The organism is Isoptericola sp. NPDC055881, from assembly GCF_053615895.1.
This window is the reverse complement of sequence record NZ_JBSHCR010000059.1, coordinates 1-26765: the sequence shown is the minus strand read 5'-3', so window position 1 is coordinate 26765 and position 26765 is coordinate 1. Positions and strand designations below refer to the sequence as shown.

24 protein-coding genes are annotated in these 26765 nt (G+C 73.4%); 12 read left to right on the top strand and 12 right to left on the bottom strand.

Annotation, left to right across the window (positions count from 1 at the left end; genetic code table 11):
- Positions 1-61 precede the first annotated feature (61 nt).
- On the bottom strand, positions 62-685 hold the full coding sequence (locus tag ACWGKI_RS16210; RefSeq protein ID WP_380245065.1) for a malonic semialdehyde reductase: 624 nt from the start codon (positions 683-685) through the stop codon (positions 62-64).
- A gap of 87 nt (positions 686-772) precedes the next feature.
- Between ACWGKI_RS16210 and tsaD the strand changes: the two genes are divergently transcribed.
- Entirely contained in the window at positions 773-1834 is a 1062-nt protein-coding gene (gene tsaD, locus ACWGKI_RS16205) for a tRNA (adenosine(37)-N6)-threonylcarbamoyltransferase complex transferase subunit TsaD (protein WP_380245066.1), read from the top strand.
- A gap of 39 nt (positions 1835-1873) precedes the next feature.
- Here the strand turns inward: tsaD and ACWGKI_RS16200 are convergent, their stop codons facing one another.
- Both ACWGKI_RS16200 and ACWGKI_RS16195 read right to left on the bottom strand, forming a co-directional pair.
- Positions 1874-3025, bottom strand: coding sequence for a glutamate--cysteine ligase (locus ACWGKI_RS16200; RefSeq protein WP_452188322.1), 1152 nt, complete (start codon positions 3023-3025; stop codon positions 1874-1876).
- A gap of 63 nt (positions 3026-3088) precedes the next feature.
- Positions 3089-4309 carry a THUMP-like domain-containing protein gene (locus ACWGKI_RS16195; RefSeq protein WP_452188321.1) on the bottom strand — a complete coding sequence of 407 codons (1221 nt, stop codon included), beginning with the start codon at positions 4307-4309 and terminating at the stop codon, positions 3089-3091.
- Between the two features lie 218 nt (positions 4310-4527).
- Here ACWGKI_RS16195 and groES point away from each other — a divergent pair, with 218 nt between their 5' ends.
- Positions 4528-4824 (top strand): co-chaperone GroES, encoded by a 297-nt coding sequence (gene groES / locus ACWGKI_RS16190; RefSeq protein WP_079572552.1) that lies wholly within the window; start codon positions 4528-4530, stop codon positions 4822-4824.
- Between the two features lie 55 nt (positions 4825-4879).
- Here the strand turns inward: groES and ACWGKI_RS16185 are convergent, their stop codons facing one another.
- Positions 4880-5170, bottom strand: a complete 291-nt coding sequence (locus ACWGKI_RS16185) for a WhiB family transcriptional regulator (protein WP_380245070.1) — start codon at positions 5168-5170, stop codon at positions 4880-4882.
- Positions 5171-5373: 203 nt separating this feature from the next.
- On the opposite strand from ACWGKI_RS16185, the gene ACWGKI_RS16180 reads away from it, so the two are divergent.
- Together ACWGKI_RS16180 and guaB are read left to right on the top strand one after the other, a co-directional pair.
- Positions 5374-6498 carry a MerR family transcriptional regulator gene (locus ACWGKI_RS16180; RefSeq protein ID WP_452188318.1) on the top strand — a complete coding sequence of 375 codons (1125 nt, stop codon included), beginning with the start codon at positions 5374-5376 and terminating at the stop codon, positions 6496-6498.
- 73 nt (positions 6499-6571) lie between these two features.
- Positions 6572-8089, top strand: coding sequence for an IMP dehydrogenase (gene guaB / locus ACWGKI_RS16175; RefSeq protein ID WP_380245609.1), 1518 nt, complete (start codon positions 6572-6574; stop codon positions 8087-8089).
- A gap of 64 nt (positions 8090-8153) precedes the next feature.
- On the opposite strand, the gene ACWGKI_RS16170 is transcribed toward guaB, so the two are convergent.
- The gene (locus ACWGKI_RS16170) at positions 8154-9791 is read right to left on the bottom strand and encodes an FAD-dependent oxidoreductase (RefSeq protein WP_452188316.1); all 1638 of its coding nucleotides are present in this window, start codon (positions 9789-9791) and stop codon (positions 8154-8156) included.
- Positions 9792-10042: 251 nt separating this feature from the next.
- On the opposite strand from ACWGKI_RS16170, the gene ACWGKI_RS16165 reads away from it, so the two are divergent.
- Entirely contained in the window at positions 10043-10681 is a 639-nt protein-coding gene (locus ACWGKI_RS16165; protein WP_380243896.1) for a Rid family hydrolase, read from the top strand.
- Positions 10682-10720: 39 nt separating this feature from the next.
- Here the strand turns inward: ACWGKI_RS16165 and ACWGKI_RS16160 are convergent, their stop codons facing one another.
- A complete protein-coding gene (locus tag ACWGKI_RS16160) occupies positions 10721-11515 on the bottom strand; it encodes an exonuclease domain-containing protein (protein ID WP_452188314.1) in 795 nt (264 codons plus the stop codon).
- 54 nt (positions 11516-11569) lie between these two features.
- Between ACWGKI_RS16160 and ACWGKI_RS16155 the strand changes: the two genes are divergently transcribed.
- The 3 genes from ACWGKI_RS16155 to ACWGKI_RS16145 all read left to right on the top strand — a co-directional run bounded on the left by ACWGKI_RS16155 (position 11570) and on the right by ACWGKI_RS16145 (position 14855).
- A complete protein-coding gene (locus ACWGKI_RS16155; RefSeq protein WP_380243894.1) occupies positions 11570-12694 on the top strand; it encodes a GuaB3 family IMP dehydrogenase-related protein in 1125 nt (374 codons plus the stop codon).
- Complete coding sequence (locus tag ACWGKI_RS16150) at positions 12691-13134, top strand: GNAT family acetyltransferase (RefSeq protein ID WP_380243893.1); 444 nt, start codon at positions 12691-12693, stop codon at positions 13132-13134. Before ACWGKI_RS16155 ends, ACWGKI_RS16150 begins: the two co-directional genes overlap by 4 nt.
- Positions 13135-13232: 98 nt before the next feature.
- On the top strand, positions 13233-14855 hold the full coding sequence (locus tag ACWGKI_RS16145; protein WP_380243892.1) for a succinic semialdehyde dehydrogenase: 1623 nt from the start codon (positions 13233-13235) through the stop codon (positions 14853-14855).
- Positions 14856-14910: 55 nt separating this feature from the next.
- On the opposite strand, the gene ACWGKI_RS16140 is transcribed toward ACWGKI_RS16145, so the two are convergent.
- Genes ACWGKI_RS16140 through ACWGKI_RS16130 form a run of 3 tightly spaced genes read right to left on the bottom strand, consistent with a single transcriptional unit; the run spans position 14911 to position 17855 of the window.
- Positions 14911-15576: a SanA/YdcF family protein gene (locus tag ACWGKI_RS16140; protein WP_380243891.1), complete on the bottom strand. Its 666-nt coding sequence runs from the start codon at positions 15574-15576 to the stop codon at positions 14911-14913.
- 9 nt (positions 15577-15585) lie between these two features.
- Positions 15586-16536: a DUF4031 domain-containing protein gene (locus ACWGKI_RS16135; RefSeq protein WP_380243890.1), complete on the bottom strand. Its 951-nt coding sequence runs from the start codon at positions 16534-16536 to the stop codon at positions 15586-15588.
- A complete protein-coding gene (locus tag ACWGKI_RS16130) occupies positions 16533-17855 on the bottom strand; it encodes a carboxylesterase family protein (protein WP_380243889.1) in 1323 nt (440 codons plus the stop codon). Before ACWGKI_RS16130 ends, ACWGKI_RS16135 begins: the two co-directional genes overlap by 4 nt.
- Positions 17856-17926: 71 nt before the next feature.
- Here ACWGKI_RS16130 and ACWGKI_RS16125 point away from each other — a divergent pair, with 71 nt between their 5' ends.
- Entirely contained in the window at positions 17927-18445 is a 519-nt protein-coding gene (locus ACWGKI_RS16125; protein WP_452188310.1) for a gluconokinase, read from the top strand.
- On the opposite strand, the gene ACWGKI_RS16120 is transcribed toward ACWGKI_RS16125, so the two are convergent.
- Positions 18432-19706, bottom strand: a complete 1275-nt coding sequence (locus ACWGKI_RS16120; protein ID WP_380243887.1) for an acetate/propionate family kinase — start codon at positions 19704-19706, stop codon at positions 18432-18434. The genes ACWGKI_RS16125 and ACWGKI_RS16120 overlap by 14 nt on opposite strands.
- A complete protein-coding gene (gene pta, locus ACWGKI_RS16115; RefSeq protein ID WP_452188308.1) occupies positions 19703-21835 on the bottom strand; it encodes a phosphate acetyltransferase in 2133 nt (710 codons plus the stop codon). Before pta ends, ACWGKI_RS16120 begins: the two co-directional genes overlap by 4 nt.
- 314 nt (positions 21836-22149) lie before the next feature.
- On the opposite strand from pta, the gene ACWGKI_RS16110 reads away from it, so the two are divergent.
- Entirely contained in the window at positions 22150-22380 is a 231-nt protein-coding gene (locus ACWGKI_RS16110; protein WP_452188306.1) for a hypothetical protein, read from the top strand.
- Positions 22381-22458: 78 nt separating this feature from the next.
- Here the strand turns inward: ACWGKI_RS16110 and ACWGKI_RS16105 are convergent, their stop codons facing one another.
- Complete coding sequence (locus tag ACWGKI_RS16105) at positions 22459-24954, bottom strand: phosphoketolase family protein (RefSeq protein WP_452188304.1); 2496 nt, start codon at positions 24952-24954, stop codon at positions 22459-22461.
- A gap of 169 nt (positions 24955-25123) precedes the next feature.
- Here ACWGKI_RS16105 and ACWGKI_RS16100 point away from each other — a divergent pair, with 169 nt between their 5' ends.
- Together ACWGKI_RS16100 and ACWGKI_RS16095 are read left to right on the top strand one after the other, a co-directional pair.
- Positions 25124-26023, top strand: a complete 900-nt coding sequence (locus tag ACWGKI_RS16100) for an SURF1 family protein (protein WP_452188302.1) — start codon at positions 25124-25126, stop codon at positions 26021-26023.
- 44 nt (positions 26024-26067) lie between these two features.
- Positions 26068-26682 carry a GyrI-like domain-containing protein gene (locus ACWGKI_RS16095; RefSeq protein ID WP_452188300.1) on the top strand — a complete coding sequence of 205 codons (615 nt, stop codon included), beginning with the start codon at positions 26068-26070 and terminating at the stop codon, positions 26680-26682.
- The last annotated feature ends 83 nt before the right edge of the window (positions 26683-26765 follow it).

Here is a 26765-nt window from a genome sequence, read left to right as displayed (position 1 = left end):
ATGGCCCTCCTTCCGGACGGAAGGAGGGCCATTCGCCCGCTCACAGCATGTGGGGGTCGGGTCAGAGGACCTGGGCGACCTCGTCGAACGACAGGCGCGGCGAGCGCGGGTACGGCGAGCCCTCGCCCTCGGCGTGGCCGACGTTGATCACCAGGAACGACTTCCAGCCGGACTCGGCGAAGAACTCGGCGTCGACGCCGTCGAAGTCCATGCCGTTCATCGGGCCGGCAGCGAGGCCGGCGGCGCGCAGGCCGACGATGAGGTAGCCCGCCTGGAGGAGGGCGTTGTTGCGGGCCATCTGCTCGCGGACGTCCGCGGCGGGCTCCAGCTGGTCCTTCATGCCGGGGTAGGCGGGGAACAGCGTGTCCAGGTGCTGGTGGAACGCCGGGTCCGCGGCGAGCACGAGCGAGACGGGCGCGTTCGCGACGCGCTCCTTGTTGTTGCCGCCCATGTGGGTCACGAGGCGCTCGCGGGCCTCGCCGGAGCGCAGGACGAGCACGCGCAGCGGCAGGGTGTTCATCGCGGTCGGCCCGAACTTCGCGAGGTCCCAGGCGGCGGTGAGCTGCTCGTCGGTGACGGGCTCGTCGGTCCACAGGGAGGTGGTGCGGGCGGCGCGGAACAGGAGGTCCGCCACGTCGTCGCCGACGGCGAGGGACGAGGACGGGAGCGTGAGGGTCTCGGTCATGGTTGCCGGAACACATAGATGCAGACGCATGATTCCCGTCCTGGGCGTGACACCGGTCACGCGGCCGAGATGAGGGAAGATGGCGACATGGCTGCATCCTCTGCGGGCTCCGGCCCGCTCGTCCTCGGTATCGAGACCTCGTGCGACGAGACGGGCGTCGCGCTCGTCCGCGGCGACGAGCTGCTGGTCGACGCCGTCGCCAGCTCCATGGACGAGCACGCGCGCTACGGCGGGATCATCCCCGAGGTGGCGAGCCGTGCTCACCTCGAGGCGATGGTCCCCACGATCACCCGGGCCCTCGGCGAGGCGGACGTCGACCTGTCCGAGATCGACGCCGTCGCCGTCACGGCGGGCCCCGGCCTCGTCGGCCCGCTGACGATCGGCGCGTCCGCCGCGAAGGCGCTCGCGATCGGGCTGAACAAGCCGCTCTACGGCGTGAACCACGTCATCGGGCACGCCGCGGTCAACCAGCTCGTCGACGGCCCGTTCTCGGGGCGCACGATGGCGCTGGTCGTCTCGGGCGGCCACAGCACGCTGATGCTGGTGGAGGACATCGCGACCGGCGTGACCGAGCTCGGCTCCACGCTGGACGACGCGGCGGGGGAGGCGTTCGACAAGGTCGGACGCCTGCTCGGCCTGCCGTACCCGGGCGGCCCGCACGTCGACCGGCTCGCGCGCGAGGGCGACCCTGAGGCCATCCGCTTCCCGCGCGGTCTCACCGCGGCCAAGGACCAGGAGAAGCACGCGTACGACTTCTCCTTCTCCGGGCTCAAGACCGCCGTGGCCCGCTGGATCGAGGCGTGCGTGGACTCCGGGCGCGAGATCCCCGCGGCGGACGTCGCCGCGTCGTTCGCCGCAGCGGTGGCCGACGTCCTCACCGCCAAGACCATCGCCGCCTGCCGCCGGTACGACGTCGACACCCTCGTCGTCGGCGGGGGGTTCTCCGCCAACAGCCAGCTGCGCGACATGGCCGCCAAGCGGTGCGCGGAGGCGGGCATCGACCTGCGCATCCCGCCGATTCGCTACTGCACCGACAACGGGGCCATGATCGCGGCGCTGGGCTCCGCCGTCGTGCGGGCCGGGGCGGCGCCGTCGAACCTCGACTTCCCGGTCGACTCGTCGATGCCCATGACGACCATCACGGTCTGAGAGCCTCGTCGACACCTCGCCCGAAGAGAGGGGCCGCCGTCAGCGGGTCGCGGGCAGCGGCCGGCCGGCGCGCAGCTCGGCGACGAGCGACGCGACGACGGCCTCGAGGCCGTCCTGCCCGCCGCCGTGGGCCCGGGCCACCTCGCGCTGGCGCTGGTAGGACGCGCCCCGACGGACGATCTCGCGCACGCCGTCGAGCTCGGCGGCGCAGCCCAGCCGGTCGGCGACCGGCTCGAGCGTCGTGAGCAGCCGGGGGAGGGCGTCGGTGACGAGCTCCTCCTCGCCGGCGTCGTCGAGGATGATGATCGCGTCGGTGCCGTACCGGGCCGCGCGCCACTTGTTCTCGTGCACGAACCACGGCGGCAGCGTCGGCAGGCGCCCACCCTCGTCGAGCCGCGTCGACAGGTGCTCCACGAGGCAGTGCACCAGCGCGCCGAGGGAGGCCAGCTCCTGGGTGTTCGACGTCCCGTCGCAGATGCGCACCTCGACCGTGCCGAAGTGGGGCGCGGGCCGCACGTCCCAGCGCACCTCGGTGAAGTCGTCGATGACTCCGGTGTGGAGCATGTCGGCGACGTACCGCTCCAGCTCGGACCAGTCGCCGAACTGGTACGGCAGCCCGGCCGTGGGGAGCTGCTGGAAGATCATGGTCCGCATCGACGCGTAGCCGGTGTCGTCGCCCCCGAAGAACGGCGACGACGCGGACAGCACCTGCAGGTAGGGCAGGTACACCAGCAGAGAGTTGACGACGGGGAGCACCTTGGCGCGGTCCTCGATGCCCACGTGCGCGTGCACCCCGTAGACGATCTGCTGGCGTCCCACGAGCTGCGCGCGGTCCACCACCGTCGCGTACCGCTCCTTGTCGGTCACCTTCTGCCGCGACCAGTGCGAGAACGGGTGCGTGCCCGCGCCCATGAGGTCCACGCGCATCGGGCCGACGGCGTCATGGATGGCGGCGACCCCCCGTTCGAGGTCGGCGATCGCGTCCGGCACGGTGCGCCGCACGTCGCTGATCACCTCGACGGTGTTGCGCAGGAACTCGGGCTTGACGAAGCGGTGCCGCACGTCGTCGGCCACCGCCTCGATGACGGCCGGGGCCACCTGACGCAGGGTGCCCGAGTCGGCGTCGACGAGCGCGAGCTCCCACTCGAGGCCGACGGTCGACCGGTCGGAGGCGGCGAATTCCAGCACCATGCGGGCAATGCTTCCACGCCGGGGCGCCTGGGCGCGCGGCGGTCCCTCTCGCGCCGCCCCCGGTCAGCGCAGCGGCTCGACGACCAGCACGTGCTGCGCGCCGCCCACCCGCGTGAGGACGAGGGTCGCCTCCGCGTCGCCCTTCGGCGACAGCTGGGCGCGCAGCTGCTCGGGCGTGACGGCCGTGCCGCGCTTCTTGATCGTCAGCCGGCCCACGCCGCGCTCGCGCAGGTAGGCCTTGAGGCGCTTGAGGTTGAAGGGCATGACGTCGAGGACCCGGTACCCCGTGGCGACGGGCGCGGCGCCGTCGGGCGGCGGCGCGGGCTGGTCGGTCGTGACGTAGGCGATGGTGCGGTCGAGCAGCCGGCCGCCGAGCTCGGCCGCGGCGTGCGCCACGAGCCCCGCACGGATGACGGCGCCGTCCGGCTCGTACAGGTACGCGCCGGGCAGACCGACGTCGGGCACCAGGTCCGAGCCGTCGCCGTCGGTGCGCAGCGTGCGCGAGGACGTCGCGCCGTCGCGCGTGGACAGGACGAGCGCGGACCGGCCGGGACCGTCGGCCGCGAGCGGCCCGAACCACAGGCCGGCCTCGACGACGTCGCCGTCCACGGACACCCACTGCGTCTCGGCGTCCTCGGGCAGCCCCTGGTGCGGGATGCCGGGCCCGACCTTGATGCCGAGGGCGGGGACCTGCTCGCGCAGCGCCCACACGGCGTCGAGCGGGGGAGCGTAGGCGGCGGGGTCGAAGACGCGGCGACCGCCGCGCGTGCGCCGGGCCGGGTCGGCGTACACGCCGTCCACCCCTTCGGCGGCGAGGTCGAGCGTGAGCCCGTCGGCGTGCCGCACCTCCGCCTCGGGGAAGTGCCGCAGGTTCACGGTGGCCAGCGCCGCCGTCATCTCGTCGACGTCGGTGGCGAGCACGCGCAGGCCGACGCCCGCGAACGCGAGGGCGTCCGCACCGATGCCGCTCGTGAGGTCGGCGACCTTCGTGACGCCGGCCGCGAGGTAGCGCCGGGCGTGCAGCGCAGCCACCACCAGGCGCGTCGCCTGCTCCACGCCGTCAGGCGTGAAGAGCATCCCGTCCGCGAAGTCGCCGAGCTTGGCGCGCGCCTTGGCACGCAGCCGCGACTGGGTGAGGGCTGCCGCGGCGAGGTCGGGGTCCACCCCCTCGGCCCGCAGCCGCGTGGCGAGCGCCATCGCCTGCTTCTCGTCGTACGGCGGGAGCGAGTTGAGCAGGGCCCACCCGTCCGGGCTCAGCAGCTTGCTCACGGAGGCGGCGTCCATCGGGCCATCGTCTCAGGCGCGGCGGGGGTGGCGGACGGCGCCGGTCGTGACGCCGACGGCGAACTGCTGGCACTCGACTTGTCAGAGTGCTAACGCCTGCCTAGATTTGTCGTCAGCGACCGCAGGCTGTTACCGGCACCCGCGACGACGGCCAGCCCCGGACGCGACCTGGTCAACCAGCAAGCCCATCCACGCATCGCGAATCAAGGAGGTCCGACGTGTCGGTCCCCATCAAGCCGCTCGAGGACCGGATCGTCGTCAAGGCCATCGAGGCCGAGACCACGACCGCTTCCGGCCTGGTCATCCCGGACACCGCCAAGGAGAAGCCCCAGGAGGGCGAGGTCCTGGCCGTGGGCGAGGGCCGCTTCGACGACAAGGGCAACCGTGTCCCCGTCGACGTCAAGGTCGGTGACAAGGTCATCTACAGCAAGTACGGCGGCACCGAGGTGAAGTACGCCGGCGAGGACTACCTCGTCCTGTCGGCCCGCGACATCCTCGCGGTCGTCGTCGCCTGACGACGCCCTGACGCAGAAGGCCTCGCACCGTCGTCGGTGCGGGGCCTTCGTGCTCTCAGCCGGTCTTGCGCGCCCCGCCGGCGAGGATCGCGGACCGCTCGTCCTCGCTGAGCCCGCCCCACACGCCGTAGGGCTCGCGGACCCGGAGCGACTGCTCCCGGCACTGCAGCATCACGGGGCAGGAGTGGCAGATCGCCTTCGCCGCCTCGGCACGACGTCGACGGGTGGACCCGCGCTCGCCCTCCGGGTGGAAGAAGAGCGTGTCGTCCGCGTCACGGCACGAACCCTGGTACTGCCACTCCCACAGCTCCATCACCGGACCGGGGAGCCTCGAGATTTCCGTCATGGCGAACAACCTACAAGTTGTGCAGAAGTTGTTCAAGATGCTGATTTGCGACACGGTTCGATCGTTCAGTGTTCAACTTTCTTTCGGACGCTGACCCGGTTCGGGGGTGACCTGACCGGCTTTGACCTGTGACTTCGGGGTGTTCCGCGGCGCGCCCGGCGGCGCAGTGGCGACCCACTGGTCCACTCGGCAGAATCGACGCCATGACCTCATCCCGGCCCGTCCCGCACGGGGGCGGGTCTCGCGCGTCGAGCCCGGGCCTCGCCGTCGCAGCGGTCGCCAGGCGCCTCGGGGTGGCTCCGGCCACCCTGCGCACGTGGGACCGCCGCTACGGTCTCGGCCCGTCCGCCCGCACCGCCGGATCCCACCGTCGCTACACGCCCGAGGACGTCGCGCGGCTCCTCGTCATGCGCCGGCTCACCCTCGAGGGTGTCGCGCCCGTCGACGCGGCCAAGGCGGCGCTGGAGGCCGGCGCCGAGGAGCTGGAGGAGGCGACCGAGGACGCCGCCCCCGCGGCACCCGGCGAACCGGACGACGACGCGCAGGAGGCGGCGGACGGGCGTCCGGCCGCTCCCGGCGGCGACGACGCACCGCGGCCCGGGCGGGCCCACCTGCGGGCCCTGCCCGGCGGCGGCGAGGGCACCTCGGGTGCCAGCAGCCACGTGCCCGGCGCCAGCGCCTCCGGCCGGGTCTCCGCCGTCGTCGACGCGGCCCTCGCGTACGACCAGCAGACCTGTGACGAGATCCTGGCCATCCCGGCCCAGGGCGACCCCGCCGCCTGGTGGACGGAGATCGCCGAGCCCGCCTGGCAGCGGGTCGCGCAGCGGACCGTCCTCGCCGGGCCGGGCGCCGTGCCGGAGGTGGTGCTCGCGACGGCCGCGCTGCGGGCCCTGCGCGACTTCACCGAGGCGTTCGAGCGCGCCATGGTCGCCGGCGGCGCGCCGCCGGCGAACCACCCGAGCCGGATGCGCAAGATCGTGCTCATCTTCGCCGCCCCGGACGAGGTGGTGCCCCTGTCCGCGCACGCCCTCGCGGCCGCGCTGACGGCCAAGGGCGCCACGGCCCGCATCGTCACCGGCCCGGCCAGCACCCACCGGTCGCTCGAGCTGGTGACCATGGTGCGGCCCGCGGCCCTGGTGCTCGCCACCTCGCAGCGCCGCCCCGACCTCGACCTCGTCCACGCCGTCCACGACGGGTTCGCGGAGCTGCCGATCATCGTCAGCCTCCGCCGGGACGACGCCGCGAGCGAGCTCCCGCTGGCCTCGACCGTGCAGCGGGTGCGGTCGTTCACCGCGATGCTGCACGAGGCCCTCGCCGTCGTGACGTGAGGTCTGCCACGGGCGCCCCCCGCGGGCACGGACGGCCGGAATAAGGGCGCCGCCCAGAACGTAGACTCCTGTCATGACGGACTCGACCTCGCCCGCGCACGACCCGTTCGGATTCCTCGGCCTCACGTACGACGACGTCCTGCTGCTGCCGGGGTACTCGGACCTGGCCCCGTCGGACATCGACACCACCTCCCGCCTCACGCGTGAGATCTCCCTGCGGGTGCCGCTCGTCTCCGCCGCGATGGACACTGTCACCGAGTCGCGGATGGCGATCGCCATGGCCCGTCAGGGCGGCATCGGCGTCCTGCACCGCAACCTCTCGATCGAGGACCAGGCGTACCAGGTCGACCTGGTCAAGCGGACGCAGACCGGCATCATCTCCAACCCGGTGACGATCGGCCCCGACGCCACCCTCGAGGAGCTCGACAAGCGCGCGGGGGAGTACCGCATCTCCGGCTTCCCCGTGGTCGACGCGGGCGGCCACCTCACGGGCATCGTCACGAACCGCGACCTGCGCTTCACGCCCGTCGCCGAGTGGGGCACGACCAAGGTCTCCGAGGTCATGACGCCCGCGCCGCTCATCACCGGCCCGGCGGGCATCTCCCGCGAGGACGCGACGCTGCTGCTGCGCAAGCACAAGCTCGAGCGCCTGCCCCTGGTGGACGACGAGGGTCGCCTCGCGGGCCTCATCACCGTCAAGGACTTCGTGAAGTCCGAGCAGTTCCCGAACGCCTCGAAGGACGGCCAGGGCCGCCTGCTCGTCGGCGCGGCCATCGGCTACTTCGGCGACGCGTGGCAGCGCGCGACGACGCTGGTGGAGGCCGGCGCCGACGTGCTCGTCGCGGACACCGCGCACGGCAACGTCCGCATGCTGATCGACATGGTCCGGCGGCTGAAGTCGGACCCGGCCACCCGCCACGTGCAGGTGATCGGCGGCAACGTCGCGACGCGCGAGGGCGCGCAGTCCTTCGTCGACGCGGGCGCGGACGCGATCAAGGTCGGCGTCGGCCCGGGCTCGATCTGCACCACCCGCGTCGTGACCGGCGTCGGCGTCCCGCAGATCACCGCCGTGTACGAGGCGTCGCAGGCCGCCCGCGCGGCCGGGGTACCGGTCATCGCCGACGGCGGCATGCGGCACTCGGGGGAGATCGGCAAGGCGATCGTCGCGGGCGCGGAGGCCGTCATGCTCGGCTCGATGCTGGCGGGCACCGAGGAGGCGCCCGGCGACACCATCCTCGTGAACGGCAAGCAGTACAAGGCGTACCGCGGCATGGGCTCGATGGGCGCCATGTCCTCGCGGGGCAAGAAGTCCTACTCCAAGGACCGGTACTTCCAGGCCGAGGTCACCAGCGACGACATGATCGTGCCCGAGGGCATCGAGGGCCAGGTGCCGTACAAGGGCACGCTGCACACCGTGGCCCACCAGCTCGTGGGCGGGCTCCACCAGTCGATGTTCTACGTCGGCGCGCGCACCATCCCGGAGCTGCAGGCCAAGGGCCGGTTCGTGCGCATCACGTCCGCGTCGCTCAAGGAGAGCCACCCGCACGACGTGCAGATGACGGTCGAGGCGCCGAACTACTCCGGCTTCTGAGCCGCACGACCGACGGCCCGGGCCCGCGAGGGCCCGGGCCGTCGTCGTCCCCGGCGTCAGGGGGTCACGAGGCCATCACGCGGGCGTGCAGCGCCTGCACGGCGTAGCGCGCGGACCAGAAGGCGCCGTGCTGCCAGGCGGACACCTCCGACATCCAGTCGCCGGCGAAGTAGACGCGTCCGGCGCCCTGCTGCAGTTGCTTGAAGCCCGCCGACTCCGTGTTCGGGTACGCCCACGCCCCCTCGATGTAGGGCACCTTGTGCCAGGCGATGGAGAACGACGACTCCAGCTCGGAGCGGTACTTCTCGCCGTGGATCTTGACGCCCTGCTCGACGGCCCGGCGCTCCCGCTGGCGCGGCGTCAGGTCCGCATAGGTGCGGGCGTTCGTGCCCGTGTTGTAGTAGCCGACCATGAGACCCTTGCGCTCGCCGTAGCCGTACGACGGGTACCAGATGTGCGCGAGGTCCATGTCGGTCTCGGTGATGCCGCCGAAGATCCGGTGGTCGTCCTCCCACCAGCGCGACCGGTACTGCAGGCCGATCTTGCCCGCCGGGGAGCCGACGGCGAACTCGCCCAGGGCGGCGTCGATGCCCGCGCCCCAGTTGGTGTCCCAGCGGCGCATGACCCCGGCCGGGGCGGCGACGACCGCGAAGTCCGCCTCCAGCTGCCGTGCGCGCCCGTGCTGCGGCGTGTAGGTGACCCGCACGCCCCGGTCGGTGTTCTCGACCCCTGTCACCGGCGAGTTGAAGTGCACGTTGTGGGCCCCGATCGCCTTGACCAGGTACCGGTAGGTCGTGTCCATGCCGCCCTTGGGCTGGAACATGAGCATCGACTGCTCCCAGTTGATCTCGAAGGGGAAGTACTGCCCCACCTTCGAGGCGAGCACCTGAGAGACCGAGCCCGGACCGGGCAGGGGCGTGCCGTGCTCGTTCCACGCCGACGGGTAGGTCGCGAAGCCGCGGTTGTCCCCGCCGGCGTACGTGCCGTCCGCCTTCAGCGAGCCCCAGCTGCGCAGGAAGGAGCGCAGGTTCTCCTTGTCCTCGACGGTGAGCCGCTGGTCCAGCGCGCCCTGGTCGGTGGCGTAGGTGAGCAGCTCGGACGTGTACCCGAAGACGTCGGCCTTGGCGGTGCGGTAGCGCACGGGGTTCCCGGGCGTCGCGCCGGACTTCTCGTTGTAGAGGTAGGCGTCGGCGTTCGCGTTGGTGAAGACCTCGTAGGGGACGCCCAGCTCGCGCAGGTAGTCCATCGTGACCATCCACTGGGCGATGCGACCGGCGCCGGCGTTCATGTAGATGCCGTCGTCGAAGCGGGCCGTCTGCGTGACGCCGTCGACGTCCGTCTCGGAGTCACCGCCCCGGATCGTCAGGGTGCGTCCGCCCGGCCGGTGCCGCGCCTCCAGGACGGTGACCCGGTACCCGGCCTTCTGCAGCTCGTAGGCCGACGCGAGGCCGGCCGGTCCCGCGCCGACCACGACGACCTTCTTGGCCGACCGTCCCGTCAGCGTGAAGTCGCCCTGGCGCGGCGGGACCCAGGCGGCCTCGCGGGGCTGGGCCGCGGCGGTGGGGGCGAGCCCGAGGGCGCCCATCGTCGCGAACATGACGCCTGCGCTGGATCCGACGCCGACGGCCTGGAGGAAGTTGCGGCGGGAGACGCCGGACGGGGAGCCGTCGGGGACGGCCTCGGGAGCGGTGTCGATGACCATGTGGCACTACCTCTCGTCTCGAAAGGTCTGACGGACGTGCGCGCCCGGCGGTGGCTGCCGGGTGCCGCCGACAGCACCGCCGCGACCGTAGGTGGCGCGCGTCACGTGCCGGGGTCGGGCGCGTTACGCGCCGGTCGCGCCCGGTAACGTCCTCGTTTCGCGTCATGCCGACGGCATCGGCGCAGGTCAGGGACTCGAGTTGGACCCTCGGCCGTCATCGGGGCGAAACGGTCCCTGGCTACGTTCCCCGCATGAGGAACCCCACCAAGATCGCCCTCGCCGTCGTCGTCACGGCCGCTGTCGCCGTGCCCGGAACTGCCGTCGCCGGCGCGCGGCTCTTCGAACCACGTCCCACGGAGGCGCACTCCTTCGTCACCGGCAGCACCGCCTCGATCGCCGACGGCGTCGCGATCGGAAAGAACGTCTCCTGGTACAAGTCGTCGGGCCTGGGGCCGTCGGCCCTGAACCGCGCCCCGGGGGCGTCCGCCGAGGAGCGGTACATCCCGACGGACGTCTTCCCCGGCGGCGAGCTGCCCGACGGGGTGACGATCACGGAGGCGCAGGGGATCAACGCCCTGATGCGCATCGGGGAGAACCTCGAGCGGGCGGGGCTGTCGTACGACGACGTCGTGTCCATGCGGGTGTTCCTGCAGAACCCCGACGGCGAGGAGGCGATGGACTTCGCGGGCTGGAACCGCGCCTACCGCCAGTTCTTCGCCAACACCGACCTCGGCACCGGCGACACCCTCGACGTGCGGCTCGGCTCGGCGACCACGAAGCCCATGGTCGTCAACGCGGCCCGGCCCTCGCGCTTCGCCCTCGAGATCGAGAACCTGCCTGTCGACGGGTGGCTCGTCGAGGTCGAGGTCGACGCCGTGTACGGCCGGTAGACGCCGTGCAGGGCCGGTAGGCCGCGGGCCGGCCGGAGGTCAGGGGCGCGCCTGCCCGTCCCGCCCGGCCCGGCCGGCTGCCGGCCACGCCGTCGAGGTCGGGGGACGGCCGCCGGCGTCCGCGGCCCGCTCGGCGTTGACCCGTTCGGCCCACGCCCGGTGCGCGCCCGCCTGCGCGGCGTGCAGCGCGTCGAGCGCGACGCCCCGCAGGTGCGGGTGCTGCACGAGCTGGGCGTCCAGGACGTCGAGCGTCGCCAGGACGTCGACGTCCGCCGTGTGCAGGTCGCCGTCGCCCTCGATCCCGTACAGGGCGCACAGGTCGCCGAGCCGGCGCTTGCCCTCCCGGGCGCCGTCGAGCCAGCGGTCGAGCACGAGCGGGTCGAGGACCGGTGCGACCGGTCGGCCGAGGCGTTCGGGGACGGTGGGCAGGCCGTAGCGGGCGAGCTCCACGTCGAGCAGCGTCAGGTCGAACGCGGCGTTGTACGCGACGAGCGGGACGCCGTCGCGCACCTGCGCCACGAGGATCGCGGCGATCTCCTCGAGCGCGCCGATCGGCTCCCTCCCGTGCGCGCGGGCGTCGGACGTCGTGATGCCGTGGATGGCGGTGGCCTCCGCGGGGATCTCCACGCCCGGATCGAGCAGCCACGTCCGCACGGTGCTGTGGCCGCCCGGCGCGCGCAGCACGAGGGCCGCCGTGACGATGCGGTCGGTCGCGACGTCGAGGCCGGTGGTCTCCGTGTCGAAGCCGAGGAGGGGGCCGCGGGACCAGCCGGGCTCGGGCGGGGTCGCGGCGGGTGCCGCGCCCGCCGCCTGGTGCTCCGCGTACGTCGTCATGTCCACGGACTGTGCCACCGGCCACCGACAGGACCGCGCCGGTAGGCTGTCCTGGTGAGCAACGAGATCGAGATCGGGCGCGGAAAGCGCGGTCGCCGCGCATACTCCTTCGACGACATCGCGATCGTGCCCTCGCGGCGCACGCGCGACCCGAAGGACGTCTCCGTGGAGTGGCAGATCGACGCATACCACTTCGACCTGCCGATCCTGTCGGCACCCATGGACTCCGTGATGAGCCCCGCCACCGCCGTGGCGCTGGGCCACCACGGCGGCCTCGGCGTCCTCGACCTCGAGGGCCTGTGGACCCGGTACGAGTCGCCCGAGCTGCTGCTCGCCGAGATCCGCGACCTGCCCGCGGACGCCGCGACGCAGCGCATGCAGGAGATCTACGCCGAGCCGATCAAGGCCGAGCTGATCACGCAGCGCCTCAAGGAGGTCCGCGCCGCGGGGGTCACCGTCGCGGGCGCGCTCTCGCCGCAGCGCACGCAGGAGCACTACCAGACGGTGGTCGACGCCGGGGTGGACCTGTTCGTCATCCGCGGCACCACCGTCTCCGCCGAGCACGTCTCCGGCAACGCCGAGCCGCTGAACCTCAAGCGGTTCATCTACGAGCTCGACGTGCCGGTCGTGGTCGGCGGCGCCTCCACGTACACGGCGGCGCTGCACCTCATGCGCACCGGCGCGGCCGGCGTCCTCGTCGGCTTCGGCGGCGGTGCTGCCCACACCACGCGCGTGGGCCTCGGCATCCACGCCCCGATGGCCACGGCCGTGTCCGACGTCGCCGCGGCCCGCCGGGACTACCTCGACGAGTCCGGCGGCCGGTACGTGCACGTCATCGCCGACGGTGGCGTGGGCCTCTCCGGCGACATCGTCAAGGCCGTCGCCTGCGGCGCCGACGCCGTCATGCTGGGCGCGGCGCTCGCGCGGGCGTCCGAGGCGCCGGGTCAGGGCTGGCACTGGGGCCCCGAGGCGCACCACGCGGTGCTGCCCCGCGGCGAGCGGGTGTCGGTCGGCACGGCGGGCACGCTCGAGCAGATCCTCTTCGGGCCCAGCAGCACCGCGGACGGCACCCTCAACCTCGTCGGCGCGCTGCGGCGGGCCATGGCGACGACCGGCTACTCCGACCTCAAGGAGTTCCAGCGGGTCGAGGTCGTCGTGTCGCCGTACCAGCCGCGGTGACGGCCGAGGCCACGACGCGGGACCTGCTCGGTGTGGCGTTCCGGGAGGTCGCCGACGGTGACGTCGAGCAGGTGGTCGCGCTGTGGGAGGCCTGCGGGCTGACCCGGCCCTGGAACGACCCGCGGCAGGACGTCGTCGACGCGCGGACCAACCCGACCTCGACCGTCCTGGTCGGCGCGGCGGGAGACCGCGTGGTCTCCTCCGTGATGGCGGGCTACGACGGGCACCGCGGCTGGCTGTACTACGTGGCGGTCTCCCCGGACGTGCAGCGAGGCGGCCTGGGCCGCGCCACGGTGGCCGCCGCCGAGGACTGGCTGCGCCGGCAGGGCGTGCGCAAGGTGCGCCTCATGGTGCGGCACGGGAACGAGCGGGTCCTGGGGTTCTACGACGGGCTCGGCTACACCGACGCCGACTGCGTCGTGCTCGGGCGCGACCTGTAGCGACGGGCGCCGCCGCCGCGAGGGTCCTCGTCCCGCTGAGAGCGAACCCTGAGGCGGGGGTGGTGGTGCTGTCGGACGATCCGCGTAGGGTGTCGGCCATGTCCACCGCGCACGAGGGCGAAGGCGCTCTCGGGGAACTTCTGGACCCCGAGCTGCCCGCCGCCACCTATGTCCTGGAGCCCGACGTCGTGGAGCCGCTGACGCGGCGCATCGTCACCTCCCACACCGTCGGGACCCACCGCTCGACGCTGCCCTTCACCGGCGCGCCCCTCGCGGCGTTCCCCCTCTCGTCGCCCGACGACGTGGCGGCCGCCGTCGACCGTGCGCGCGCCGCGCAGCAGGACTGGGCGCGCACCACGGTCGCGGACCGCACGGCCGTGCTCGACCGCCTCGGCGCGCTGGTGCTGGAGCGGCAGTCGGAGATCCTGGACCTCGTCCAGATGGAGTCGGGCAAGGCGCGGCGCAGCGCGTTCGAGGAGGTCGCCGACGTCGCCATCGCGTGCCGGCACTACGCCGTGCGCGGGGCGGCCTACCTGGGCGCACGCCGGGTGCCGGGCATGCTCCCCGTCCTCACCGGCGTGCGGGTGCACCGCCGGCCGGTGGGCGTCGTCGGCGCGATCGCCCCGTGGAACTACCCGTTGTCGCTGGTGCTCTCCGAGGCCGTGCCCGCGCTGCTCGCCGGCAACGCCGTGGTGCTCAAGCCGGACCCCCAGACGACGCTGTCGGCCCTCTGGGTCGCAGAGGTCCTCCAGGACGCCGGCCTCCCCGACGACCTCTTCCTCGTCGTGGCCGGCGGCGGCGACATCGGCGCCGCGCTGGTCGAGCACGTGGACCACATCGCGTTCACCGGGTCGACCGCGACGGGCCGCAAGGTCGCGGCGCGGGCGGGGGAGCGGCTCATCGGCACCACGCTCGAGCTGGGCGGCAAGAACCCGCTGTACGTCGCCGCGGACGCCGACCTCGACTCGGCGGTCCCCGGCGTGGTGCGGGCCTGCTTCTCCAACTCGGGCCAGCTGTGCATGTCCATCGAGCGCCTGGTGCTGCACGAGCGGATCGCCGACGCCTTCCTGGAGAGGTTCACCGCGGCCGTCCGTGAGCTCACGCTCGGCACGGCGCTCGACTACACGGCGGACGTCGGCTCGCTGGTCTCCGCCGCCCAGCTCGAGCGCGTCACCCGTCACGTGGACGACGCGCTCGCCAAGGGCGCCCGGGCGCTCGTCGGAGGCGTCCACCGGTCCGACGTCGGGCCCTACTTCTACGCCCCGACCGTGCTGGACAACGTCCCCGAGGACGCCCTCTGCGCCCGTGAGGAGACGTTCGGGCCGGTCGTCGCGGTGACCAGGGTGGCGTCCGACGACGAGGCCGTGCGGGTCATGAACGACACGGAGTTCGGTCTGAACGCGAGCATCTGGTCGACGGACGTCGGGCGGGCGAAGCGCCTCGCGGCGCGGGTCGAGTCCGGCACCGTGGTGATCAACGACGGCTACGCCTCCGCCTGGGGGTCCGCCGCCGCGCCCATGGGCGGGTTCAAGGCCTCCGGGCAGGGCCGTCGGCACGGGCGCGAGGGCGTCGAGGCGGTGACGGAGGTCCAGACCGTCGCGCTGCAGCGCGGCGCGCGGTTCGGCGCCACCCTGGACAGCCTGTACGCCCTCGGGGGCGAGACGCCGAGCAAGGTGCTGAGCGTCGCGCTCGGCGCGATGCGGCGGCTCCGCCTGCCCTGACCACGGGCTGACGCCGCCCCGCCCCGGCCCGGGCGTCGGGGCGTGGGCGCGGCGGTCAGGCCCCGAGCTCGCGCACCGCGGCGCGCCACGAGGCGGGGACCTCGCGCACGTGCCACCAGACCCAGTGGCGCGGTGTGGCGCTCGCGGACGAGACCCCCACGCCCTGGGCGTCCAGCCCCGCACGGACGCAGCTGAACAGGGCGCGACGCAGGTGGTAGTCCTGCGTGACGACGACGGCGGTGCGCGCGCCGGTCAGCTCGGCGGTGCGGCGGCACGACGCCGTGGTGTCGAGGCCCTCGCGGTCCAGGGTGAGTGCCTCGTCGGGCACGCCCCGCCCGAGGATCCACTCGCGCATCGACGCCGGCTCGTCGTACGGCGTGCCGTCGCGACGCGGCTGGCCGTCGCCGCTGAGCACGACCCGGTCCGCGGCACCCGCGTGGTACAGCTCCGCCGCGGCGTCGAGCCGGCGGCGCAGGTACGGCGAGGGCGTCCCGTCGGCGCGCAGCCCGGCACCGAGCACGAGGATCGCGTCCACCGGCTCGACGTCCCGCACCGACGACCGCACGCGCGCCTGGCCGGTGAGCTGCACCCACACGACCGGCACGGCCACGACCACGGCGAGGACGCCGGCCGTCACCGCCGCCACCAGGAGCGTCCGCCGCCGTCGACGGCGTGGCGGCGGTGCGGTGCGCGTGCCGGCAGCGGGTGTCGTCGAGGTCACGTCCGCAACCTAGCGCCCGTCCTCGTGCCCGTCCTGGAGGCCGTCCCGTTCGGCGCGCAGGTTGCGGGCGGCAGCCGCCGACCAGCGCTCCGCCGCGGCGGGGGAGCGGAACAGGGAAGGGAGGCCGGCGAGCTGGTCCAGCACCGCGGCGCGGCCGGCCCGGAACGCGTCGTCCGGCACGTGCCCGTACTCGGCCCGCACCTGTGCGGCGTAGCGGGCGTAGCGGCCCGGGTCGGCCCCGAGCACGGCGAGGTCGGCGTCGCTGACGAGCGCGCCGGTGGTGTCGTCGGTGGTCGGGGCGTGGTCGGTGGTCACGAGCACGAGCCGCGCGACCTCGTCGACGTCGGCGCGCGTCAGGTCGCCCCCGCGCCCGGCGAGGCGGACCCGCCCCGTGAGGGGTCCGAGCAGCCGGTCGACGAGCGCCGCCGAGCGCTCTTCGTCGCGGCCCGCCTCGCCGTCGTGCACCGCGTCGTGGAACCACAGCGCGACGGTCGCGTGCCAGGCGTCCCCGGGAGCGCCGTCGGCGGCCAGCACGTCGAGCGCGTCGAGGGCGTCGGCCAGGTGGAGCCGGGAGTGGTAGACGCGGTGCGGCTCCCGCCAGCGGTCCACCAGGTCCTGCCCGACGAGGTCGGCACCGGAGGAGCCCGGCTCCCACAGGCGTGCCCAGCGGGCGAGCAGCGTGGGACGGGCGGCGCGCCGGCGCTCCCATCCCGGGACGCGCAGCACGGAGCGGGAGAGCCGCCGGGACAGCTCGCCGCCCGTCACGGGGACGGCGCCCGCGGCGACGAGGGTGTCGTGCAGGTCGGCGGGCACGTCGTAGTGGTCGAGGTCGAACGCACGGTCGCGCACCCCCTGGGCGCGGGCGAACGTCCGCAGCTCGTGCAGGGACGTGTCCGAGACGAGGTGCGACCAGAGCGTGCCGTGGGCAGGCCATGTGGGCGGGTCCAGCCAGAGCGTCATCGGACCACCCGCCGGTACGTGAGCGCCCCCGGCACCTCGCCGCCGTCGCCCAGGTCCTCCCCGCGAGCGAACGCGCCCCACACCGCGCGGACCTGGCGAGCGCTGCGCTGCAGGTCCTCCCAGGCGGCGCCGTCGGTGAGCGCCGCCGTCGCCCACGCCTTCTCGTCACCGAAGAGGAGCGGGAGGTCGACCATGTGCGCGGCGCCCCACGGGTTGCCGGGGGCCGCCCACGTCACCACGTACCGGTGCGCGACGCCCCCGGCAGCGGCGTGCCGGGCGGCGAACCGCCGCGCGGGGCGGCCGTAGATCCGCTCCGTCACGGCCGCGACCAGCGCTCGCCGCACCCACGGGCCGACGACCGGCAGCCCGACGGCCCGCCGTACCGCAGGCAGCCGACGGACGAACAGCCGGGCCTCCTCGGCGGTGTGGCCGACGAGCAGCGTGACCTGCGGGGCGGCGGCCTCCCAGGCGGCCTCGACCTCGTCCTCCGGCGGCAGCGGGTCATGGCCGTACTGCGTGCCGAACGGCATCGCGGCGCGCAGCCCGGCACCCCGGGCGACCCTCTCCAGCCGCGCCTCGGCGGCCACCACGGCCTCCACCGGGGTCCGCGCGGAGACGCCCGCAGCGGCGCGCGCCATGTCGGCGTTCATCCGCGCGCGGCCGCGCGAGAGCCCGAGGGGCGCGCTCTGCACGATCGCGCGGGAGAACAGCCCCGCAGCACCCGCCACGGCCATGAGGTGCGCCACGGCGTCACCGCCCGCGGACTGGCCGAACAGCGTGACCCGCGCGGGGTCCCCGCCGAACGCGGCGATGTTGCGCCGCACCCAGCGCAACGCCTCCAGCTGGTCGAGCAGACCGAGGTTCGCGGGCCGGTCGGGCCCGACGCCGAGGTAGCCGAACAGGCCCAGGCGGTAGGTGACCGTCACGACGACGACCCGCTGCTCGGCGACCAGGGGACGTGGGTCCATGATCGGCACGTCCCCCGCCCCCGTGGTGTACGAGCCGCCGTGGATCCACACCATGACGGGCAGGCGCTCGTCCGGCCCGGCGTCGGCGGGCATCGTCACCGACAACCGCTGGCAGTGCTCGTCGACGGGCACGCCGGCACCCGCCGGGCCCAGCACCTCGTCGAGGAACGGCACCGGGCCCTGCGGGCACGCGGGCGACCAGGAGGTCGCCTCGAGCACCTCGGTCCGGTCGGGGAGCGGCACGGGCGGCCGGAACCGGTCGGCGTGCGCGTAGGGGATGCCGGTGGCGCGGCGGACGTCGCCGTCCGCCCAGCCGTGGACCGGCCCGCAGGGTGGCGTGAAGTGCAGCATCGCCGTCGAGAGTAGACCGGGACGCGGGGTCCGGCTTGCGGCCGGGGGCCGCCGCCGGGGATGCTCACCGGATGAGCACCCACGGGGACGGCACCCACCTGGTCGTCATGGGCGTCGCGGGGTCCGGGAAGACCACGGTCGCGGCGCTGCTCGCGAAGCGGCTGGACCTGGCGCTCGCCGAGGCGGACGACTTCCACCCGCCCGCCAACGTCGCCAAGATGCACGCCGGCCACCCCCTCACCGACGAGGACCGGGCGCCGTGGCTCCTCGCCCTCCGCGACTGGCTCGACGAGCAGACGGCCGCGGGCCGGCACGCCGTCGTCACCTGCTCGGCGCTCAAGCGCGCCTACCGCGACGTGCTGCGCACCGCCCGCGGCCCCGTGCGGTTCGTGCACCTGGACGGCAGCCGCGAGCTGCTGGAGGAGCGCATCTCCGCCCGGCAGGGCCACTTCATGCCGCCGTCGCTGCTCGACTCGCAGCTCGACACCCTCGAGCCGCTCGACCCCGACGAGGACGGGTTCACCGTCGGCATCGAGGACGAGCCCGAGGAGATCGCGGACCAGGTCGTGGAGCGCCTCAGCCGGCGGTGACCGACGCCGCCGGGCCCAGGTGCTCCACGGCCTCCACGCACTGCCGGGCGATCGCCAGCTCCTCCATCGTCGGGATCACCATCACGAGCGTCGACGTCCAGTCGGGGGAGATGATCCGCTCCCCGCCGGCTGCCGCGGTGTTGCGCTCCGGGTCGACGGCGATCCCCATGCCCTCCAGGCCCTCGCAGACGGCGGCCCGCACCGCCGCGTCGTTCTCCCCGACGCCCGCCGTGAACGCGACGACGTCCACCCGGCCGAGCAGCGCGGCGTAGGCGCCCACGTACTTCTTGAGACGGTGCACGTACACGTCGAAGGCCAGGGCGGCGTCCTCGTCGCCGTCGTCGATCAGCCGCCGCAGCTCGCGGAAGTCGTTCACCCCCGACAGGCCCAGCATCCCCGAGCGCTTGTTGAGCAGGGTGTCGAGCTCGTCGATGCTCATGCCGGCGTTGCGGGCCAGGTGGAAGACGACGGCCGGGTCGACGTCGCCCGACCGGGTGCCCATCACCAGCCCCTCCAGCGGCGTCAGACCCATCGACGTGTCGATCGGCACCCCGCCGGCCACCGCCGAGGCCGACGCGCCGTTGCCCAGGTGCAGCACGATGGTGTGCAGGTCCTGCACGCGCCGCCCCAGCACGCGCGCCACCTTGCCCGCCACGTACTGGTGGCTGGTGCCGTGGAACCCGTACCGGCGCACGTCGTGCTCCTGGGCGACCGTGCGGTCGATCGCGTACGTGTACGCCTCCGCCGGCAGCGCCTGGAAGAAGGCGGTGTCGAAGACGGCGACGTGCGGCACGTCGGACAGCAGCTCGCGCGCCACCCGGATGCCCTGCACGTTGGCGGGGTTGTGCAGCGGCGCCAGCGGCACCAGCGCGTCGATGCGGGCCACGACGTCGTCGTCCACCACGACCGGCCCCGAGAACTCCGCACCCCCGTGCACCACCCGGTGCCCCACGGCGTAGATCCCGGCGTCGGCCAGCCGCGGCCCGATCTCGTCGAACATGCCGAGCGCGAGCCGCAGCGCCTCGCCGTGGTCCGGCACCTCCAGCTCCCGGCGGGTCCGGTTGCCGGCGAACGTGTGCGTGACGATGCCTGCGGGCTCGCCGATGCGCTCGATCGTGCCCGCCGCGATCGCCTCCCCGCCCACCGGGTTGACCAGCTGGTACTTCAGGGACGACGACCCCGAGTTCAGCACCAGCACCGACCCGTGCGCCCCGTACGCGCTGTACGGGGTGGGTCGTTCGGACTCGGGGACGATGCTCATGCGGAGGCCTCCTCGACGTCGGCGTGCGCCAGGGCCTGTGCCTGGATCGCGGTGATGGCGACGGTGTTGACGATGTCGGCCACGAGCGCGCCGCGCGACAGGTCGTTCACCGGCTTGTTCAGTCCCTGCAGCACCGGGCCGACGGCGACCGCCCCCGCGGACCGCTGCACGGCCTTGTAGGTGTTGTTGCCCGTGTTGAGGTCCGGGAAGACGAACACGGTGGCCCGCCCCGCCACCGAGGACTCCGGCAGCTTGGACGCCGCGACGGACGCGTCGACGGCGGCGTCGTACTGGATCGGCCCCTCCACGGACAGGTCGGGACGGCGCTCGCGGACCAGCTCCGTGGCCGCGCGCACCTTGTCGACGTCGGCGCCCGAGCCGGACGTGCCCGTGGAGTAGGACAGCATCGCGACCTTCGGGTCGACGCCGAACTGCGCCGCCGTGGCCGACGACGAGATCGCGATGTCCGCGAGCTGCTCCGACGTCGGGTCGGGGATGACGGCGCAGTCGCCGTACACGAGCACCCGGTCCGTGAGGCACATGAGGAACACGGAGGACACGACCGAGACGCCGGGCTGGGTCTTGACGATCTCGAACGACGGCCGGATGGTGTGCGCCGTCGTGTGCGCGGCGCCCGAGACCATCCCGTCGGCGAGGCCGAGGTGGACCATCATCGTGCCGAAGTACGACACGTCCGTGACGATCTCGCGAGCCCGCTCCACCGTCATCCCCTTGTGCGCGCGGAGCTTCGCGTACTCCGTCGCGAAGAGCTCGACGTGCTCGGGGTCCGTCGGGGCGAGCACCGTGGCCGCGGCGATGTCGAGCCCGAGCTCGGCGGCCCGCGCCCGGATCGCGGTCTCGTCGCCCAGGATCACGAGGTCCGCGATGCCGCGGGCCAGCACGGTCGACGCGGCGCGCAGGATGCGGTCGTCGTCGCCCTCGGGCAGCACGACCCGCCGCCGGTCGCCGCGGGCGCGCTCGATGAGCTCGTACTCGAACATCAGCGGCGTCACGACGCGCGTGCGCGGCAGGTCGAGCCGTGCCAGCAGCGCCGCCCCGTCCACGTGCTGCTCGAAGAGCGCTCGTGCGACGTCGACCTTGCGGGTCGAGGCGACCGTGACGAAGCCGTGCGTCTCCGCTGCGCGGCGGGCCGCCCGGAACGTGTCGAGCGCGGTCGCGACGACGGGCACGCGCGGCCCGAGCGCGGACAGGAGCTGCGCGATCACGCCCCGCGGCACGTACCCGCCGGTGAGCACGATGCCCGCCAACGACGGGAACGTGGCGGCGGCGTGCGCCGACAGCAGGCCCAGCAGCACGTCCGACCGGTCGCCGGGGAGGATGACGACGGCCCCGTCGGTGAGGTGGTCGAGCACGTGCTCGAACGACATCGCCCCGACGATGACCTCCAGCGCCTCGCGGTTCAGCAGGTCGGGGTCCCCGAGCATGAGCGTGCCCTCGACCGCCTCGGTGAGCCGGCCCACCGTGGGAGCGTGCAGGAAGGGCTCCTCGGGGATGGTCCACACCGGGAGGTCGAGGTCGCCCAGCAGCACCGTCGCGCCCGCGCCGAGCACCTCGGGGGCGCAGCGGTTCACGACGACGCCCACCGGCTGCGCGTGGTTGGCGCGCAGCTCGGAGACGCTGAGCCGGGTCAGGGCGCGCACCTCCTCGGCGGAGCGGTCCCGGCCCGACGTCACGAGCAGCACCGGTGCGCCCAGGTTGGCCGCGACGCGGGCGTTGAACGCCAGCTCCGTGGCGCCCGTGACGTCCGTGTAGTCGGTGCCCACCACCACGACGGCGTCGCACCGCTCCGCGACCGCGTGGTAGCGGTCCAGGATGCGCGCCAGGGCGGCCTCCGGGTCGGCGTGCACGTCGTCGTACGTGACGCCGACCGCGTCCTCGTAGGCGAGGTCCACGCCATCGTGCTGCAGCAGCATCTCGAGCACGTGGTCGCGCGGGGCGTCGCCGCCCGCGTCCGACGCCGGCGGCGACGGCACACGAGAGACGGCCCGGAACACGCCGACGCGGGAGACCTGCCGGACCAGCAGGTCCAGGACGCCGAGCGCCACGGTGGACTTGCCGGTCTCGCCCTCGGGAGAGGCGATGTAGATGCTGCGGGTCTGCGTGCTCACCAGGCGGCTCCGTGTCGGTCGGCGTTGTCACCATTCCATCGCATCGGACCCGGCGCCGCACCGGGATGCGGCGTCGGGTTCGTCACGGCCCGAGGGTTCCACGCGACCCGGTGCTCCCTGGACGAGTCGGGTCATGATGGCGACCCACGCTGCTCCGCGCCACCACCGTGCGGGATCCGCAAGTCCCGCTCTCCGGCCGCGGTGACGCGGCACGATCTAGCATGTCGACGACGAGTCGGACGCGTCAGTCGAGGGCGCACGGAAGCTCCGTGGCGCACGAGCCGTCCGGGACCAACCGCGAAAGGAGCAGGGTGATGCCACGGCTTTCTGCTTCCGCGATGCTCTGGGTCGGAGCTTCCGCGCTGGTGCTGGGGGTCGTGGGGCAAGCGTTCGTGATCGCGGTGCCCACGGGTAGCACCTTCCTGGCGCAGGTCTGGGGCGGCGGCGCGCTCTGGATCCAGTCCCTGGCCACCCTGCTGGAGATGTTCGGGGTGGCGTTCGTCGTCGCGGCGTTCGTGGTGCGTCACTTCGACGGGCGGGAGTAGCGACAGGGGAGTCAGCCCCGTGGCGACGCGTCGGCCGTCACCGGCCTCGGACGTCGCCGCCACGGGGGACTCGTCACATCACTCGTTGTCACCGCCCGTCGCTGCCGCCGCGTCGTACTGCGGGCCGCCGCTCTCGGTGCCCGTCTCGCCGACGTCCGGCCACACCCAGTCGCGCACCTCCGGGATGTCCTCGCCGTGCTGGCGCGTGTACTGCCGGGCGGCCAGGCGGGCGTCGACCATCTCCTGCCGCAGGCCCGCGTACCGCGAGCGCAGCGACGGCACCCGGTCGATGACGTCGACCACGAGGTGGTAGCGGTCGATGTCGTTGAGCATCGCCATGTCGAAGGGCGTCGTCGTGGTGCCCTCCTCCTTGTAGCCGCGCACGTGGATGTTCGCGTGGTTGGTGCGGCGGTAGGTCAGGCGGTGGATGAGCCACGGGTAGCCGTGGTAGTTGAAGATCACCGGGCGGTCGGCCGTGAACAGGGTGTCGAAGTCCTTGTCCGACAGGCCGTGCGGGTGCTCCTTCTCGTCCTGCAGCCGCATGAGGTCGACCACGTTCACCACCCGGACCTTGAGGTCCGGGATGCGCTGGCGCAGGATGTCGGCGGCCGCGAGCACCTCCAGGGTCGGGACGTCGCCCGCCGCGCCGAGCACGACGTCGGGCTCCTGCCCCTCGACCTCCGTGCCCGCCCAGTCCCAGATGCCCAGGCCGCGCGAGCAGTGCGCGATCGCCTGCTCCATCGTGAGGAACTGCGGTGCCGGCTGCTTGCCCGCGACTACGACGTTCACGTACTGGCGGCTGCGCAGGCAGTGGTCGTAGGTGGACAGCAGGGTGTTCGCGTCCGGCGGCAGGTACACCCGGACGATCTCGGCCTTCTTGTTCACGACGTGGTCGATGAACCCGGGGTCCTGGTGGCTGAAGCCGTTGTGGTCCTGGCGCCACACGTGGCTCGACAGGAGGTAGTTGAGGCTCGCGACCGGCCGCCGCCACGGGATGTGGTTGGTGACCTTGAGCCACTTGGCGTGCTGGTTGAACATCGAGTCGACGATGTGGATGAAGGCCTCGTAGCTGGTGAACAGGCCGTGGCGCCCCGTGAGCAGGTAGCCCTCCAGCCAGCCCTGGCACTGGTGCTCGCTGAGCATCTCCATCACGCGGCCGACGCGGGCGAGGTGCTCGTCGACGTCGGGCCCGTAGAACTCGGCGTTCCACTGCTTGTCGGTGACCTCGTAGACCGCCTGGAGGCGGTTGGACGCCGTCTCGTCCGGGCCGAAGATGCGGAAGTTGTCCGGGTTGAGCCGCACGACGTCGGTCAGCCACTGCCCCAGGACGCGCGTGGCCTCGGCGACCGAGCCACCGGGCCCGGCGACGTCCACGGCGTAGTCACGGAAGTCCGGCAGCCGCAGGTCCTTGAGCAGCAGCCCGCCGTTGGTGTGCGGGTTGCCGCTCATGCGCAGCTCGCCCGTCGGCGCCTGCTCGGCGATCTCCGGCAGCAGCCGTCCCTCGGTGTCGAACAGCTCGTGCGCCCGGTAGGACTCGAGCCAGCCGCGCAGCACCTCGAGGTGCTCGGGGGTGTCCCGGGCGCTGGCGAGCGGGACCTGGTGGGCGCGCCACGAGTCCTCGGTCTTCTTGCCGTCGATGACGGGCGGGCAGGTCCAGCCCTTGGGCGTGCGGAAGACGATCATCGGCCACGCGGGTCGCTCCTCGCTGCCCGCGGCAGCCTCGGCCTTGATCCGGGCGATGTGGTCGAGGACCTCGTCGAGCAGCTGCGCGAACCGGCGGTGCGCCGCCTCGTGGTCCTCGCCGTCGAACCCGCCCACGAAGAAGTACGGGGTGTGCCCGTAGCCGATCATCAGGTCGCGCAGCTCGTCGTCGCTGATCCGCGCCAGCACCGTCGGGTTGGCGATCTTGTAGCCGTTGAGGTGCAGGATCGGCAGGACGACACCGTCGGTCACCGGGTTGACGAACTTGTTCGAGTGCCAGCTCGTGGCGAGCGGGCCGGTCTCGGCCTCGCCGTCGCCGACGACCGCCGCCACCAGCAGGTCCGGGTTGTCGAACGCGGCGCCGTACGCGTGGCTCAGGGCGTAACCCAGCTCGCCGCCCTCGTGGATGGATCCCGGTGTCTCCGGCGCGACGTGCGAGGGGATGCCGCCCGGGAAGGAGAACTGGCGGAACAGGCGCCGCAGCCCCTCGTCGTCCTGGGTGATGTCCGAGTAGGTCTCGGAGTACGTGCCCTCGAGGTACGAGTTCGCGACGAGGCCGGGGCCGCCGTGCCCGGGGCCGGCGACGTAGATCGTGGACTGCTCGCGCTCCTTGATCGCCCGGTTGAGGTGGGCGTACAGGAAGTTGAGGCCCGGCGTGGTGCCCCAGTGCCCGAGCAGGCGCGGCTTGACGTGGTCGCGGGTGAGCGGCTCGCGCAGCAGCGGGTTGTCGAGCAGGTAGATCTGGCCCACGGACAGGTAGTTCGCCGCCCGCCACCACCGGTCGATCCGGTCGATCGTGTCGGCCGAGAGCTCGGCGCCCTCGCCGCCGCGCCACGGCGCGGGGTGGACGGACGGGGTGGTCGTGGTGCTCATCACACGCTCCAGTGGCTCGGGGAAGGCCAGCGCCTTCATTCCACCCCACCGTGGAGGACCGCGCAGCACGACCCGCGAGGTCAGGGGAGTGACGTCGATCTGGCGGTCCGTCAGGTGCCGGGAACGTGCGGATTCCTTGCGGGGGTCGCACGCCGATTACCGTGGTGCCGTGCCCAGCCCCCAGCCCGCCCGCAGGTCGTTCTGGGCGGTGGCCGTCCAGCCCCGCATGATCGGGATCCTGCTCCTCTTCCTGCTCGCCGCCGCCGTCTGCGGGCGGCTCGGTGTGTGGCAGCTCGACCGGGCCTACCAGCGCGCCGAGCTGGCCGCGCAGCAGGAGGCCGCGGAGCAGGCGGCCCAGGGTCCCGAGGCGCTCGGCGACCTGCTGCCGCCGCAGACGTCGTTCCCCGGCGAGCTGGTGGGCACCGAGACCTGGGTGACCGGGACGTACGAGCCCGAGGGGCAGATGCTCGTGGCCGGTCGCTCGCTCGACGGACGCACCGGCTACCTGGTCCTGACGCCCCTGCGCGTCTCGGACGACGGGACGGGCGGCGCGTCGTGGTCCGACCTGTCCGGCGCTCCCGTGCTGCCCGTCGTCCGCGGATGGGTGGACTCGCCCACCCCGGACGCCGCCGCCCTCGACGTGCCCGCGGGGCAGGTGCGCGTGACCGGCTGGCTGCAGGCGTCGGAGTCCGCGCTGGAGGGCGCCGCACCCCTGCCCGACAACCCCGACGGGCCGCCGCTGACCGACTCCATCGCCACCGGCTCGCTCGTCAACACCTGGGGCGGCCCGATCTACTCCGGCTACGTGGTGCTGACGTCGTCCGACCCGGCACAGGCCGCCGCAGCCCAGGGCGGCCCGGCCCTGCTCCCGCGACCCGTGCTCGAGGGCAGCGACGGCGTCAACCTGCAGAACCTGTTCTACGCGCTGCAGTGGTGGGTCTTCGGCCTCTTCGCCGTGCTGCTGTGGGTGCGGCTGGTGCGTGACGAGGCCGCCGGCACGCGCCGCGGCCGCACGCACGACGGCTCCGACGACCCCGTCGGCACCGGCATCGCGGGCCTCCCCAGCTGACCGCTTCCGGCCGACGTGTCGGCGGCGGCTGCGAGCCTGAGGGGGTGGCGACCATCGACCTGAAGCGCGAGCTGCGCGACCAGTACGGCGCGACGACGACGCCGACACTCGTGACCGTCCCGGCGCGGCTGTTCCTCATGGTCGACGGCGCGGGCGACCCCAACACCGTGCCCGCGTACCGCGAGGCGATTGCGACGCTGTACCCGCTCGCGTACGCGCTGCGCGCAGCGGTCAAGCAGGAGACGGGCGACGCGTACACCGTCATGCCCCTCGAGGGGCTGTGGTGGGCCGACGACATGTCCCGGTTCAGCGTCGACGCGAAGGACGAGTGGCGCTGGACCCTGATGATCAGCCTGCCGGACGCCGTCCACCAGGTCGACGGCCCGTCCGTCGTGGCCGCCGTCGCCCGCGCGAAGGCCCTCCCCGCCGGCGACCTCGTCCGGATGGAGCGCTACGACGAGGGCCACGCCGCCCAGGTGCTGCACCGCGGCCCGTTCGCCACCGAGCCGGAGACCATCGACGGGCTGCACGCGTTCATCCGGGAGCAAGGGCTCGCGCTGCGCGGGCTGCATCACGAGATCTACCTCTCCGACCTGCGTCGTACCGCTCCGGAGCGGCTGCGGACGGTGATCCGCCAGCCCGTGGGCCCCGCGGAGTGAAACGTGGGGGGGGGCTTTTTTGAAAAAACCACGCGTTTGGGGGTAAAATAGGACGCACCCAGCGCTCCGGGGGGTGTGAGGGA

Coding starts and splice junctions, on each gene's coding strand:
- ACWGKI_RS16185 (WP_380245070.1), bottom strand. CDS start 5,170: ATGACGGAAATCTCGAGGCTCCCCGGTCCGGTGATGGAGCTGTGGGAG.
- ACWGKI_RS16195 (WP_452188321.1), bottom strand. CDS start 4,309: ATGGACGCCGCCTCCGTGAGCAAGCTGCTGAGCCCGGACGGGTGGGCC.
- ACWGKI_RS16130 (WP_380243889.1), bottom strand. CDS start 17,855: ATGCTGCACTTCACGCCACCCTGCGGGCCGGTCCACGGCTGGGCGGAC.
- ACWGKI_RS16200 (WP_452188322.1), bottom strand. CDS start 3,025: ATGGTGCTGGAATTCGCCGCCTCCGACCGGTCGACCGTCGGCCTCGAG.
- ACWGKI_RS16145 (WP_380243892.1), top strand. CDS start 13,233: ATGTCCACCGCGCACGAGGGCGAAGGCGCTCTCGGGGAACTTCTGGAC.
- ACWGKI_RS16110 (WP_452188306.1), top strand. CDS start 22,150: ATGCCACGGCTTTCTGCTTCCGCGATGCTCTGGGTCGGAGCTTCCGCG.
- ACWGKI_RS16170 (WP_452188316.1), bottom strand. CDS start 9,791: ATGGTCATCGACACCGCTCCCGAGGCCGTCCCCGACGGCTCCCCGTCC.
- ACWGKI_RS16105 (WP_452188304.1), bottom strand. CDS start 24,954: ATGAGCACCACGACCACCCCGTCCGTCCACCCCGCGCCGTGGCGCGGC.
- ACWGKI_RS16120 (WP_380243887.1), bottom strand. CDS start 19,706: ATGAGCATCGTCCCCGAGTCCGAACGACCCACCCCGTACAGCGCGTAC.
- ACWGKI_RS16165 (WP_380243896.1), top strand. CDS start 10,043: ATGAGGAACCCCACCAAGATCGCCCTCGCCGTCGTCGTCACGGCCGCT.
- ACWGKI_RS16210 (WP_380245065.1), bottom strand. CDS start 685: ATGACCGAGACCCTCACGCTCCCGTCCTCGTCCCTCGCCGTCGGCGAC.
- tsaD (WP_380245066.1), top strand. CDS start 773: ATGGCTGCATCCTCTGCGGGCTCCGGCCCGCTCGTCCTCGGTATCGAG.
- ACWGKI_RS16160 (WP_452188314.1), bottom strand. CDS start 11,515: ATGACGACGTACGCGGAGCACCAGGCGGCGGGCGCGGCACCCGCCGCG.
- ACWGKI_RS16135 (WP_380243890.1), bottom strand. CDS start 16,536: ATGACGCTCTGGCTGGACCCGCCCACATGGCCTGCCCACGGCACGCTC.
- ACWGKI_RS16180 (WP_452188318.1), top strand. CDS start 5,374: ATGACCTCATCCCGGCCCGTCCCGCACGGGGGCGGGTCTCGCGCGTCG.
- ACWGKI_RS16125 (WP_452188310.1), top strand. CDS start 17,927: ATGAGCACCCACGGGGACGGCACCCACCTGGTCGTCATGGGCGTCGCG.
- guaB (WP_380245609.1), top strand. CDS start 6,572: ATGACGGACTCGACCTCGCCCGCGCACGACCCGTTCGGATTCCTCGGC.